This is a genomic window from Aquirufa beregesia (assembly GCF_011090385.1).
Classification (GTDB): Bacteria; Bacteroidota; Bacteroidia; order Cytophagales; family Spirosomataceae; genus Aquirufa; species Aquirufa beregesia.
Genome location: NZ_SEWW01000003.1, coordinates 174856 through 188666, shown reverse-complemented (window position 1 = coordinate 188666; position 13811 = coordinate 174856). Strand labels below are relative to the sequence as shown.

Genomic DNA, 13811 nt, shown 5'->3' with positions numbered 1-13811 from the left:
ATTAATTTTACTTTTATTTTTTTCTTCATTCAATCTTTCACAAATTTCCATTATGTCCATCGCACAACATATTTCAGACATTCAAGCCCAATTGAAATCTAGTTCTGCGAAACTCATAGCAGTAACCAAAACCCGCAGCATCGATGAACTGAAAGCAACTTATGATGCAGGTATACTCGATTTTGGAGAAAACCGGGTTCAGGAAATGGTGGAAAAGCAAAGTCAGTTACCGGCCGATATCCGTTGGCATCAAATTGGCCATCTACAAACCAATAAAGTAAAATACATTGCTCCATTTGTTCATTTGATTCATTCCGTGGATTCTTTTCGCCTATTAAAAGAGATTGATGCTCAAGGAAAAAAACTAGGGCGCATCATTCCCTGCCTTTTTCAAATGTACATAGCTCAAGAAGAAAGTAAATTTGGACTAGATAAAGGTGAGTTATTGAGCATACTAGCTAGTCCTGAATTTGCCGAATTGCAACATATTAAAATTATGGGCTTAATGGGAATGGCCAGTTTTACCGAAAATGAAGCACAAGTAGCCACTGAATTCCAGACATTACATGATGTATTCATCGAACTTCAAACCAAGCAAACGGGGTATACCACGGGCCTAGTGGAATGGAAAGAGTTGTCCATGGGCATGTCGGGCGATTACCTCTTGGCCGCCCAACTAGGTTCTACCATGGTTCGGGTCGGTTCAGCGATTTACGGGGCTCGTTCTTGAGGATCGACTATTCCACAGCACCAAGGCCATTTCTACCAAAAAGAAAAATAAAGCCAAACCAAAACATAGTAAAGCCCAGCTTGTACGTGGGTTGCTCTCACCTAAGCCCGTTGGGACATCGTGACGTATACTCACTTGCTTTTGACCTTCATAATGCTCCTCCAATTCTTTCTCAGAATAGGTAGCCAATTGACTAAATTCTTTAGGATAGTTTAATGCGAAAGTAGCCATGGCTTTCCCTCCAACTTGAGCATCGATAAACCCATTAGCTCCAGATCTAAGGTCTTGCATCATGGTCTGGGGAATGCGACATAACCAGGATTTGCCCAACCAGTTTTGTTCCGGAATAAAGTTTTGACCTTGTTTTTGCCAGCTCAACAAACTTTTATCAGCAGATTGGTACACAAAATCAGCGCTTGCCTTAATTTCAATTCCTTGAGAAGTAATTCGTTGATGCAAAACTGGACTCAAACCACTGGATAAGACCATTTCATGCCAAACAGGTAAAAATAAGCCGTGTTTATTAAATCCATCTTGCTGGTTTAACACATGGGAAGAAAACAAAAAAACGGATCCTAGACCCAAGCTAATTTTCTCTAAAAACGGTTTTCCATTCATCCAAGATATAAGCGTCTCATTTCCCGGATTCCATTCCCATAAAGGCTTGGAAGTCCATAATTTGGAAGCACGATTCAAAGACTTTTTGGTTACTATTTCTTGAAAAAAAGATTGGCGAGTAGATACTTGCTGAACAGGCAATTCCGATTGAGATGTCTGGGCTAGCTGCTTGCCAGTACCTGCAAAAAATCGATTCATATCTTGTAGGATCGCTTCAGTGGGGCCCTGACTAGGAATAATAGCCAAGGAATGCCCTTGACTAACCCAGGTATTCAACGCCTTCCAATCCGTAGCAGTTCTACCTTCAACACCCACTAAACAAACAAAAGCATCTTCAGGCAAATGAGCAGGTAGTATCTCCGATGCTTGTATGGATTTGAATTCAAAAAATTCTTCTTTCTCAAATACCTTCTCCAGGTTTTGAGCATTGCCGACCACATAGATGTTACGTGGTTCGGAACTCTGTAACATAAAATAAAAACTATTGTCAAATGCCACAGGATCATCCGACATTAATTTAGCTCGATATACTCCTGATTTAGCCAAAGAAAAAGGAAATCGTAGCTCCGTCGATTCATTTGGCTCTAAAATGACTGACTGAGTCGCCATCATGAAATCATTCAAATACAGGGAAATTTGTCTTTTGTTGGCCAATTTTGTCCCACCATTTTTCATACGAACAATTACTTCATAACTGGTATTTGGCCGGATGAATTTATGGGATAAATGTACACTATCGACAAAAACATTATCCGAATTTATCCCTTGGAACGTTTGTAAAACGTAACTTCCTTTGGTAGGAAAACTAGGTAATGATTTATTCTTGGGAAAGTCAGAAAACCAATAGAGTAATGGTTCTTGTTGGTTTTCTTCTGCTATTTGCTGGGCATGTGTCAAAATTTGCGAAGCCTTTATGGGCTCCAAGCCTGGTCCACGTTGATTCCATTGTTCCCTGATTTGAGGCCAAGCTTTTAACTCAAAATCTTGACTTTCAAAATCATTAAAAAACAAGTGAGCTTGGCCGTTTGGGCTAGCAGGTAGACTTGTCGATTTCGTTAAAAAAGTCTTTCTAGCAGCTAAAACTTGGGCAGGATTATTATCGACATAGAGAATCAAATTAGACTGAGAGGTCTTATTGAAAGATATTGGACCCAGTGGATTGGCAAAGCCTAAAATCAAAAAAAACAAACTAATCAATCGAGCTAGTAAGAGCCAGATTTTCTGAATTTGTTTTAAACCCTTTCCTTCTTGGTGAATCTTTTCTAACCAACTTAAATCAGAATAATACAAAACTTTGGCTGCCTTTCTGTGATAAAAATGCATCCAAAGTGGTATGATCAATCCCAATAAGGCCCACAAATACATGGGATGGGCAAAATGAATATTCATATCATCTAAAATACAAAAAATCCCAATCGATTGATTGGGATTTCAAGATTTGAATGTGATTATATTAACGAGTAAGGGAAATAATTTCAAATTCCAATGTACCTGCTGGTGCTTGGATTTCAGCTAAATCCCCCACTTTCTTCCCCAATAATCCTCTACCAAATGGCGAGGAAGCAGAAATTTTTCCAGCTCTCAAATCAGCCTCTTCTTCAGAAACAATGGTATAGGTTACTACAGCACCTGATTTCGTATTCTTAATTTGAACAATCGAATAGATCGATACTTTAGATAAATCAATGGTTGATTCATCAAGCACACGCGCATTCGCTACAATTTCTTCCATTTTAGAGATTTTCAATTCCAACAGTCCTTGAGCATCCTTAGCGGCATCATATTCAGCATTTTCACTTAAATCCCCTTTATCACGCGCTTCAGCAATTTGCTTGGCCATATCGGATCTACCTTGAATCTTCAGGTGATGCAATTCAGCCTTTAACTTATCTAGGGCTTCTGCAGTGTAATATTGTAACTTTGCCATATGCTTTATTAATTCTAAAGGGTGATAAAAACAAAATAGAACGGCCTCCGACCGTTCTACTTAATTTATTCGTAGTTTTGCTTCGGATTCGTTCCTAAAATAAATATTTTATAAACAACACGTAATTCGGTTTATTTTGCCCTGCAAAGGTAATTAAAAAGCTGAGAGATTCCCAAATCATTTCGAATATCCGAATTATTGATCATTTACTTATGCGCATTGTATTTTTTGGTACTCCTGATTTTGCTGTAGCTAGCCTGGAAGCTTTACTTGAAGCCCATTTTTCAGTAGTTGCCGTGGTAACAGCACCAGATAAACCCGCAGGTAGAGGCCAACAAATTCAAGCTTCTCCCGTGAAAATCTTTGCTGAAAGTAAAAATTTACCTGTCTTACAACCGCTCAAATTAAAGGATCCTGAATTTCTAGAAGAACTAAAGTCGTATAAAGCTGATTTACAAGTAATTGTCGCCTTTCGTATGTTACCAGAAGCTATTTGGAATATGCCCACTTTAGGCACTTTCAATTTACATGCTTCTCTATTACCCAATTACCGAGGTGCTGCTCCTATTCATTGGGCAGTTATTAACGGTGAAACAGAAACTGGAGTGACTACATTTTTCTTACAGCATGAAATCGACACAGGAGATTTACTGTTTCAAGAAAAAGAAGTGATTTCTTCCACGGACACCACGGGTGATGTGTATGAGCGCTTGATGAAAAAAGGAGCTCAGCTCGTAGTAAAAACGGCACAAGCCATTCAAGAAAATAATATCCATCCAACACCTCAAAGACTGACGGGAGACATGAAACCTGCCCCAAAGCTACATCGGGCAACAGGTGAAGTTCATTGGTCAAAAAAAGGACAAGAGATTGTCAATTTGGTGCGCGGAATGCATCCATTCCCAGGATCTCACACGCTATTTCAAGGTAAAAACTGTAAACTGATTCAGATAGAATTTCATCCCGAAATTATCCCCGATTTAGGCATAGGTGTTTGGGATTCGGACCAAAAGACCTACCTCCGAGTAGGCTGCTCCGACGGCTATATACAGATTTTGGAATGGCAAATGGAAGGGAAAAAGCGGATGAAAATAGCTGATTTTTTACGGGGCTATTCTTTTACATTTTAGCTTGAGGCTTCCAAAGCCCTAAGGGGAAAAAATAGCCATTGGTTCCACGCTGCACATAAGCCCACTGCTCCATTAAATTAACGTGTACCCTAGGTTTGGGGTTTTGCTGATAGCTTTTTATCCAGGCTTGTGCACTTTCAGGAATAGGTTGAGCCTTTTCACAAAGACATGGCTGCATCAAGCGAAATTCATTCATGGCTTCCAATAAATCTCGCGTATCTTGAACTAAATCTTCTTGGCCAAGAGTAGCTTTTTCAGCATAAATTTGCTCATAGTTGCTTTTAAAATGCTCAAATTCAAAAGCTAAATTGGGATGCTGACGGAGTAGTTCGGCTGAGTTCTTAAAGGCCTGAATATGCCCTAAGTCGGGGAATCCCACGAAATCTCCTCCCCAAAAAAGTCCTAGATCCTTGGCAATAGCCCCCATTTTATCATACATCAAGCCTCTTTTTAAATAACGCTTTTTGCGGTAGATAGCCACATCGGCTGCCAAACTAAAATTATGCATAGACAAGGCTATTTTAGATCGACCTCTTTTTTGCAAGGATAATTGCTGTTTCAACGAGCGAGTCTCCGAAGAATAGCGCATGGCATAATGCCTAAATTTGAATTTAGCTTGTAAGCTATCCTTCAAGGATTTAAATAAGCGAATATCGTCTTCCAATTCCAAAGCCCAAAATGCCGTAAGATCAGGTTTATCGATCAGGATACGTTGAGCCAAATACTCGTCCACCGAGTCATTCATCCGAAAAGTACTATCCGATTGAAAGGTCTTTTCTGTTCGAATGCCTTGGGCATCTTCGAGTATGAGGGCTAAATTTTGATAAGGTTCTAGGTCTGAAAGACTATCTTGCTGGGCAAACATCCACACCAAATCTTTCCACTGAAGGCTATCTAAGTGGCTAGTTTGACAAGTTCTAATAACGGATTGCGCATAAGCAGCACAGGAAATAATGCTCAAAAATACGAGAATTAGCGCTTTACGCATGAAGAAAAAATTAATGTAAAGGAATAATCAGCTGCTCGCCGCGTAAGGTAATATCTTGATCTTTATGATTTACCTCCATCAATGATTTTTTGGAAACCCCGTATTTAGCTGCAACCACACGGAGTACATCACCTGGTCCGACGGTATGAATGGTTTGAATTTTAACATTCAACTTCGTTACTCCCACTTTGATTCCATTCGGGTCTACCCCAGGGTTGAGAGCCTTCAATTGATCTGGTTTCAACCCAAAACGGTTGGCAATACCAAAAAATGTTTCTCCTTTTTCCACTGTATAAGCATGATTTTTACCTCCAACATTTTTCAAGGATTCTGACTCAGGAACTTTTTCTGCTTCGGCTTCCTTTTTCTGAGCCTCCAATTCTTGTTGTGCCAACACCGCTGAATCTTCTTGATTAGTGGCACTTGAACTAGGTTCCGAATCTTCTGTTGAATCAATGATAATGGAAGTAGGATCACCTAATAAAGTTTCATCCTCTTCCATTTTAAGCTTTTCTGCTTTCACCAACTCTTCTGATTTAGGGCTCAAAAAATGTTCATAGCCCACCAAGAGTAAGCCCAACAAAGTGGCCAACAAGATCAACAAAGTGATAAAGGGAAGTCTGGCAGAACTATCTTTGATGAATGAAAAAGGATTTTTCATGAATTATGACAAATTGGATTTTGTTTTTTGGCTCATTTCAGCCACTTTTTCAATTAAATCTTGCTTGTATGCTAGTAGTTTTTGAGATAATCCTTCATCCGAAATAGCTAACATTTGAACGGCTAAAATCCCTGCATTTTTGGAGGCATTCAGCGCAACCGTCGCTACAGGAACACCATTGGGCATTTGTAAAATGGACAAAACAGAATCCCATCCATCAATGGAATTGGATGATTTCACAGGAACACCAATCACTGGCAATATGGTGGCAGAGGCTACCATACCTGGCAAATGGGCCGCTCCGCCAGCACCAGCGATAATCACTTTAAACCCCTTTTCTTTGGCAGTTTGTGCATACTGAAGCATTTTAACAGGAGTACGGTGGGCAGACACAATATCTACTTCATAAGCCACTCCAAATTCCTTGCAGATTTCGATTGCATCTTGCATAACCGAAAGATCTGAACTACTACCCATGATGATTCCTACCATAACTATTGCTGCTTAACTAATAACACGAATGATTTTTTTCACTTGATTGGCTTTCTCTTCCACCTCTTCTCGGCTCTTTCCAATGATACTGACATGTCCCATTTTTCTAAATGGCTTCGTCACTTTTTTACCGTACAAAAAGGGATAAACACCTGGTATGGCCAATGCTTCTGCCAAACCTTCGTACTTTACCTTTCCCGTATACCCAGCTTCCCCTAATAGATTCAACATTCCAGCAAACACCGTGGTAGAAGTATCTCCTAGTGGCAAGCCCGCTATGGCTCTTAAATGTTGTTCATATTGAGACGTGACATTTGCCCGAATAGTCTGATGCCCCGAATTATGTGGACGTGGGGCTATTTCGTTAATCAACACCTGTCCGTCTTTAGTCAAAAACATCTCAACAGCCAATAAACCCACCATTTTCATTTCTTGAATCAAACGAGTAGCGATGTCCACCGCTTGTGCTTCAATTGCCTCCGAAATAGCTGCAGGTGAAATCAAAAATTCAACCAAATTCTGGACTGGATGAAAAACCATTTCCACAGCAGGAAAGGCCTTTACTTCTCCATGTATATTTCTAGCAACTATGACTGCCAGTTCTTTTTCAAAATCAACTGCTTTTTCTAATAAACCTGGGGCATCAAATCCCTCATCAATTTGCTCAGCATTAGCAATCAATTGAACACCCTTCCCATCATATCCTCCTTTGCCCAACTTTTGATAAGCTGGTAAAAAATCAAGATACTGGTGTATTTCTTCCCGTGACTCAATTAATCTGAAGTCGGCCGTAGGAAATCCATATTGTTGGAAAAACTGCTTTTGACTTCTTTTATCCTGAATCATGCGGAGCAAATGAGGCTGAGGATATACCTGCTTTCCTTCAGCAGCTAATTTCTCTAAAGCATCTATATTCACATGTTCAATTTCGATACTGATCAAATCATGTGCTTGTCCAAATTGATAAACTGTATCAAAGTCCTGGAAAGACCCTTGTGTAAATTCATGTGCCAATCGATGACAGGGTGCTTCAGGATCTGGATCAAGGCAGGAAATTTGAAAATCCAAATCTATGCCTGCTTGCAAAAGCATGCGTCCTAACTGTCCTCCTCCTAATAATCCAATTTTTGGCAAGTCCTGATACATAAATTCCATTCGAATGGATAAAATTACGGCTTTTGTTTTACCTTTGGAAATTATTTTCCTAGTCCAAAATAGATTCTTTCAAATTTTAAGATAATGTCGAAAAGAACGCTTACCCTAATTTGCATTTTATTGCTAGCTGTGGCTAGCCGACTTTTAATATTGGCTGGACCAGCTTGGGCTAATTTTTCTCCGATTACTTCCATGGCCTTATTTGCTGGAGCCTACTTTAGCACAAAATCTCAATCCATCTCTTGGACTATTTTAAGTATTTGGTTAGCCAATTTAGTCCTGAATAACCTAGTTTACCCACAATATTACGAAGGGTTTTCATTTGGCTTTGCACCTATCCACATGTCGCTTTTTGTAGGCATATCCTTGCTGGGTACCTATATGTTGAAAAACAAAATCACAGCATTAAACTTCCTAGCTTCCAATTTAGCCGTAGTTATTGGCTTCTTTTTACTTTCCAACTTTGCCGTTTGGTTGAATCTTCCTAGCCTAGGTACTGCGGTAGTGGGTGACGAGTTAGTGTACACGAAAGATTGGAATGGCTTAATGCAATGCTATGCCATGGGATTACCTTTCTTGAAAAACAGCCTGGTGAGTCAATTCTTATTTTCTGGCATTTTCTTTGGTGGATTTGAATTGCTAAAAAAACAAGTTCCTGCTTTACGATAACATGGACAGGATTAAATAGCCTGCCCATGCTTGGGTCTATTCATTCTTGTATACCTTACCTTCTTTCATCACAAATTTCACTCGGCTCATCGACTGGATGCTTTCCGCAGGATTCCCTTCTACGGCGATGATATCGGCCCATTTACCAGGCTCAATGGAGCCTAACATATCACTTTGACCCAGTAAATCTGCTGCATTGACCGTAGCAGATTGTATAGTTTCTAGGGCTGGCATTCCTGCTTCATGCATCAGTTCAAATTCTCGCGCATTTTTACCATGTCCAAATACCCCAGCATCTGTCCCAAAGGCAATTTTTACCCCAGCTTTGTAAGCTTTTCCAAAAGTAGACTGAATCATTGGACCGATAGCCAATGCTTTTAAGCGAACCATTTCCGGATAATAATTGGGGATTTTAGCTGAATCAGCTGTGGATCTTCCTGCAATAACCGTAGGAACATAATAAGTCCCCTGCTTTTTCATCAATTCCATAATTTCTTCTGTCATATAAGTACCATGCTCGATGGAACTAACGCCTCCTAAAACAGCTCGTTTGATTCCCTCGGCACCATGCGCATGGGCTGCTACTTTAAATCCATAATCTTTGGCTGTTTGTACGATGGCCTGAACTTCTTCTACGGTAAACTGAGCCCCCATGCCATCTTTGGCATAGCTCAAAACACCTCCCGTGGAAGCAATTTTAATGACATCTGAACCCTCTTTATAGCGTTGTCTAACCGCTTTACGGGCATCATCTACCCCATTGATAACACCTTCTTCTGGACCTAAATCTTTGGTATAATATTGGTTTACCCCATTGGTCCCATCCATATGTCCACCCGTAGTGGAAATAGCTACACCGGCAGCAAATATCCTAGGACCTTCCACCAATCCATTATTAATGGCATTTCTCAAACTGATACTGATCAATCCTCCCAAATCCCGTACGGTGGTAAATCCCGCCATCAGGTTTTTCTTTCCAAAGACCAAAGCCTGGTAAGCCTGATCCCCAGGATTTTTCACAAATCGATCTAAATAGGCATTGGGGTTGGTTTCACTGCGTAAATGGACGTGCATGTCAATTAAACCTGGCATTACGGTTTTACCTTTTAAATCAATGAGTTTATCTCCCTTTTCTGGATTGATATAACCTGGAGAAACACTGACAATCTTTTTCCCTTGAACCGTAATGGACATGTTAGGTAATACCTTCAATGTTTTCACATCAATTAAATTACCGCAGTGAATAATGGTTTTTTGAGCTAGAATAGGCTGAACTGCCCACAATAGAATGAGTAGGATTTTCTTCATTGGATGTTGATTTAGCGATTTATCAAATAACCCCTTGTTGAGTTGAACTGAATTGCGTGTAGATTTGACAACCTTCCAAAGGTTGTCAAATCTAAGTGAAAAACGATAAAATCTTGCTATTTAAACCCGAAAATCCAATTTACTTATTCCTTGGAATCCAATATTTTATCTACATGAGACCAAAAGCTGGGATAAGATTTTGCGACAACGCCTGGCTCATGTATCACTATTTCAGTTAATAAGCCTAGTGGAGCAAAAGCCATGGCCATACGATGATCATCATAGGTTTCAAACTCAGGAACAGCTTGCTCAGAGATGGTCAAAAGACCAGATAATTCATATTTCAAACAAGGCTCCACCTCAACTAAATTTCCGCCAATCTTCTTCAATTCTTGTTGAAGTGCCAAGACACGATCCGTCTCTTTTACCTTTAATGACTCAATCCCTGTTAGTGTCAAATGGATGTTTTTGGCTGTGGCCACCACACAAATGGTTTGTGCTAAATCTGGACAATCCGTAAAATCCCAAGCCAAACTAGGCTTAGCCTCGCATTTGGTTAATAAGAATCCTCTTCCTGTGTAAGTACTTTTCACACCCATTTCAGCCATGATATACTGAATGGCAGAATCTCCTTGTAAGGAGTTCTCTTTTAAACCTAATAATTCTAAGGAAGCATCTTCATAAGGAGATAATGCTACCATGGAATACCAATAACTGGCTCCAGACCAATCAGATTCCACGGCAAATGGATTCACGCTATAACTTTGTACGGGGATATTAATCACTGCCCTATTCCAATCTGCCTCCGCTTGAATGCCAAAGTGTTTCATTTGTGCCAAGGTCATTTCTACATAGGGTTTTGAGCCTAAAGAACCTGTAATCGTTAATTCCAAACCTGCTGGCAACAGGGGGGCCAACATCAAAATAGCGGAGATAAACTGAGAACTGACATCTCCACGAATGGACAAATTTCTATTCCCAGCATAGCTAAAACCATTCAATTGCATGGGAGGATAGCCCTCTTTATTAAGATAGGTGATGTCTGCTCCTAATGCTCTTAAAGCATCAACCAAAATACCAATAGGTCGCTCACACATCCGTGGCGTACCTGTCATTTTTTTCTTTTGGCCTTTGATGGCATAATAGGCCGTCAAAAAACGCATGGTAGTACCTGCATCTAATACATCGGCTACCTCTCTATTTTCCGACAATAAGCGAATCATGGTTTGGGTATCTCTTGCTTCTGCCAAATTGGACACATTGGATAATGCTCCTCCAGCTAAGGCATTGATGATCAATGCACGGTTACTTTCCGATTTAGAAGCCGGCAATGGTATAATTTCTTGAAAGGATTTGTTTCTTGGGAATAGGCGAATTTGACTCAAAACTAGGTAGCGCTTAGCGCAATTTTAATGTGACAAGTGAAATAACGGCTAAAATAATACCCACAATTAGGAAGCGGATAACAATTTTAGCTTCATGGTAATTTTTCTTTTGAAAATGATGGTGCAAAGGGGACATCAAAAAGACGCGCCTTCCTTCTCCATACTTTCGTTTGGTATACTTAAAATAAGCCACTTGAATAATGACCGACAGATTTTCTACCAAAAAGATTCCACATAAAACGGGAATCAACATCTCTTTACGAATAACGATGGCCAGCGTAGCAATCACCCCGCCCAACATTAAACTCCCTGTATCACCCATAAAAACTTGGGCAGGATAGGCATTGTACCACAAAAATCCAATGCAGGCCCCTACAAAGGCCGCACAAAAAATGGCTAACTCCCCCGAATTTGGAATAAACATCACATTCAAATATTGAGAGAAAATTTTATTACCTGACACATAAGCCAAAATAGCCAAGGTTAGACCGATAATCACGGAAGTTCCTGCTGCCAATCCATCCAAACCATCCGTAATATTGGCCCCATTGGAAACAGCTGTAATGATAAAAATAACGACCAAAACATAGACCACCCACACATAATGATCGGGGATAAAATCTGGTAATAACATGTTGTAATCGAACTGGTTATTCTTCAAAAAAGGAACCGTCGTCATTAGTGATTTATGATCCGTGTAAGATTGCAAGGTAGTCCCATCCGCTAATACACTCACTTTGGAAAACAATCTTACTTTGATGTGCTCATTGAAATACATAGTCAAACCTACAATAATACCAAGGCCAATCTGACCTATGATTTTAAAGCGGCCTGACAGTCCATCTTTATTCTTTTTAAATACTTTAATGTAATCATCTGCAAAACCCACAGCCCCCAACCAAATGGCAGAAGTCAGTAACAGTACAATATATACGTTGGTGATTTTAGCAAAAAGCAATGTGGGAATGATTAAAGACAACAGGATGATAAAGCCTCCCATAGTTGGCGTGCCTTTCTTTTGCATTTGACCTTCCAAACCTAAATCACGTATTTCCTCGCCAATTTGAAGTCTTTGCAAACGATAAATCACAGCTTTACCCCAAATAGCAGCTATTCCCAAAGAGGTAATGATAGCCATAAATACTCGAAATGAAATATATTGAAATACCCCTGCTCCTGGAATGTTCCATTGCTTGTCTAGGTAATCAAAGAGGTAATACAACATATTCCTGAAATTTGGATTAGATATTAAAAACAAAAATGCAAAATTTTAAAGCGATGTACAAATTAAATCAAGGCTTCAAAAGCCTCCTGAATGACTTGTTTATCGTCGAAATCATATTTTACTCCTTGGATATCTTGGTAGGTTTCATGCCCTTTCCCTGCCACTAAAATGATATCTCCTGCTCCTGCTAAATGACGAATGGCATAACATATCCCCTCTTTCCGATCCACCATTCTTGTCATCTTGACTTTATCTTCTCCGCTTAATCCTGCTTCCATTTGATCTAGTATAAATTCAGGATCTTCCTTTCTTGGGTTATCTGAGGTTAACACAAATGCATCGGAATATTTGGCCGCCAAAGCTGCCATAATAGGCCTTTTTCCTGTATCTCGGTTACCCCCACAGCCCACTACGGTAATGATTTTTTGATTTTTTGACCGAATTGCCTGAATGGTTTTTAAGACATTTTCTAAGGCATCAGGCGTATGAGCATAGTCTACAATGGCCATTTTATGCTGACTACCTACCATTTGCTCAAATCTACCCGGAGCTGTTTTTAAGCTAGATAATTGAATCAAAACTTCCAATGGGTCTTCTCCCAGAATAATGGCAGTCGAATAAATAGCCAATAAATTATAAGCATTGAAAGTCCCAATCAACTGAGCATGTAAATGTTGCCCATTGATTTCCAATTGTAAACCCGATAACCCATTACTGATAATCTTAGCTTTAAAATCGGCCGCATTCAATAATCCATAGGTATATTTCTTGGCTTTGGTATTTTGCAACATCACCATACCCCGCTTATCGTCGACATTAGTCAATGCGAAATCCGAAGCCTGGAGGGCATCAAAAAATCCTTTTTTTGCAGCAATATACGCATCAAAAGTCTCATGGAAATCCAGGTGATCTCGAGTGATATTGGAGAATATCGCTCCGCAAAATTGCACTCCAAAAATTCGCTTTTGTACCACCGCATGAGAGCTTACCTCCATGAATACATGGCTACATCCTTCCTCTTTCATTTCTCTCAATAAAGCTTGAAGGCTCAGGGCATCTGGCGTAGTGTGCGTAGCTGGAATTACCCGATTTTCTATCTTATTTTGGACAGTAGAAATTAGTCCACAGCGATGACCTAATTTCCTAAATAGCTCAAATAATAAAGTAACACTCGTTGTTTTACCATTGGTCCCTGTAATACCTACTAATTTTAATTCTTTGGAAGGATGTCCGTAAAACTCTGCCGCAGCTAAAGCCAAGGCTTCATTAGTATCCTTCACTTGAACACAAATCACATCAGAGGGAACCTCCGCTGGTAATTGTTCTACCACCCAAGCCTTACAGCCTTGTTCATACACTTGTGGCAAAAATTGGTGACCGTCCACTTGGGTGCCTCGCATGGCAAAAAACAAAAAACCAGCTTGTGCTTTTCTTGAATCAAAACACAACATCTCAACCGATTGATTTCCACCTGTTATTTGTAAAACAGGAATCGACTGAAATAGGGTCTGAACTAATACCAT

At 39.9% G+C, this 13811-nt stretch carries 13 protein-coding genes; 3 read left to right on the top strand and 10 right to left on the bottom strand.

Annotated elements, in window-relative coordinates:
* The first annotated feature begins 52 nt into the window (after window positions 1–52).
* Window positions 53–730, top strand: a complete 678-nt coding sequence (locus EWU23_RS06865) for a YggS family pyridoxal phosphate-dependent enzyme (RefSeq protein WP_166230156.1) — start codon at window positions 53–55, stop codon at window positions 728–730.
* On the opposite strand, the gene EWU23_RS06860 is transcribed toward EWU23_RS06865, so the two are convergent.
* Window positions 704–2737, bottom strand: coding sequence for a BatA domain-containing protein (locus EWU23_RS06860; protein ID WP_166230154.1), 2034 nt, complete (start codon window positions 2735–2737; stop codon window positions 704–706). The genes EWU23_RS06865 and EWU23_RS06860 overlap by 27 nt on opposite strands.
* A 64-nt stretch (window positions 2738–2801) precedes the next feature.
* A complete protein-coding gene (gene greA, locus EWU23_RS06855) occupies window positions 2802–3275 on the bottom strand; it encodes a transcription elongation factor GreA (RefSeq protein ID WP_166230152.1) in 474 nt (157 codons plus the stop codon).
* Between the two features lie 212 nt (window positions 3276–3487).
* On the opposite strand from greA, the gene fmt reads away from it, so the two are divergent.
* Window positions 3488–4405: a methionyl-tRNA formyltransferase gene (fmt, locus tag EWU23_RS06850; protein ID WP_166230150.1), complete on the top strand. Its 918-nt coding sequence runs from the start codon at window positions 3488–3490 to the stop codon at window positions 4403–4405.
* Here the strand turns inward: fmt and EWU23_RS06845 are convergent.
* Genes EWU23_RS06845 through EWU23_RS06830 form a run of 4 tightly spaced genes read right to left on the bottom strand, consistent with a single transcriptional unit; the run spans window position 4395 to window position 7701 of the window.
* Complete coding sequence (locus tag EWU23_RS06845) at window positions 4395–5393, bottom strand: M15 family metallopeptidase (RefSeq protein WP_166230148.1); 999 nt, start codon at window positions 5391–5393, stop codon at window positions 4395–4397. The genes fmt and EWU23_RS06845 overlap by 11 nt on opposite strands.
* Before the next feature lie 10 nt (window positions 5394–5403).
* Window positions 5404–6054, bottom strand: a complete 651-nt coding sequence (locus EWU23_RS06840; RefSeq protein ID WP_166230146.1) for a LysM peptidoglycan-binding domain-containing protein — start codon at window positions 6052–6054, stop codon at window positions 5404–5406.
* A gap of 3 nt (window positions 6055–6057) precedes the next feature.
* On the bottom strand, window positions 6058–6546 hold the full coding sequence (gene purE, locus EWU23_RS06835; protein WP_166230144.1) for a 5-(carboxyamino)imidazole ribonucleotide mutase: 489 nt from the start codon (window positions 6544–6546) through the stop codon (window positions 6058–6060).
* Window positions 6547–6558: 12 nt separating this feature from the next.
* Complete coding sequence (locus EWU23_RS06830; RefSeq protein ID WP_166230142.1) at window positions 6559–7701, bottom strand: 5-(carboxyamino)imidazole ribonucleotide synthase; 1143 nt, start codon at window positions 7699–7701, stop codon at window positions 6559–6561.
* A gap of 84 nt (window positions 7702–7785) precedes the next feature.
* Between EWU23_RS06830 and EWU23_RS06825 the strand changes: the two genes are divergently transcribed.
* Entirely contained in the window at window positions 7786–8370 is a 585-nt protein-coding gene (locus EWU23_RS06825) for a DUF6580 family putative transport protein (protein ID WP_166230140.1), read from the top strand.
* 36 nt (window positions 8371–8406) lie between these two features.
* Here the strand turns inward: EWU23_RS06825 and EWU23_RS06820 are convergent, their stop codons facing one another.
* The 4 genes from EWU23_RS06820 to EWU23_RS06805 form a co-directional block, all read right to left on the bottom strand.
* Entirely contained in the window at window positions 8407–9678 is a 1272-nt protein-coding gene (locus EWU23_RS06820; protein ID WP_166230138.1) for a metal-dependent hydrolase family protein, read from the bottom strand.
* A gap of 143 nt (window positions 9679–9821) precedes the next feature.
* On the bottom strand, window positions 9822–11063 hold the full coding sequence (locus tag EWU23_RS06815; protein WP_166230136.1) for a 3-phosphoshikimate 1-carboxyvinyltransferase: 1242 nt from the start codon (window positions 11061–11063) through the stop codon (window positions 9822–9824).
* 13 nt (window positions 11064–11076) lie between these two features.
* On the bottom strand, window positions 11077–12288 hold the full coding sequence (mraY, locus tag EWU23_RS06810; RefSeq protein ID WP_166230134.1) for a phospho-N-acetylmuramoyl-pentapeptide-transferase: 1212 nt from the start codon (window positions 12286–12288) through the stop codon (window positions 11077–11079).
* A 62-nt stretch (window positions 12289–12350) separates the two neighbouring features.
* Window positions 12351–13811, bottom strand: coding sequence for a UDP-N-acetylmuramoyl-L-alanyl-D-glutamate--2,6-diaminopimelate ligase (locus tag EWU23_RS06805; protein WP_166230132.1), 1461 nt, complete (start codon window positions 13809–13811; stop codon window positions 12351–12353).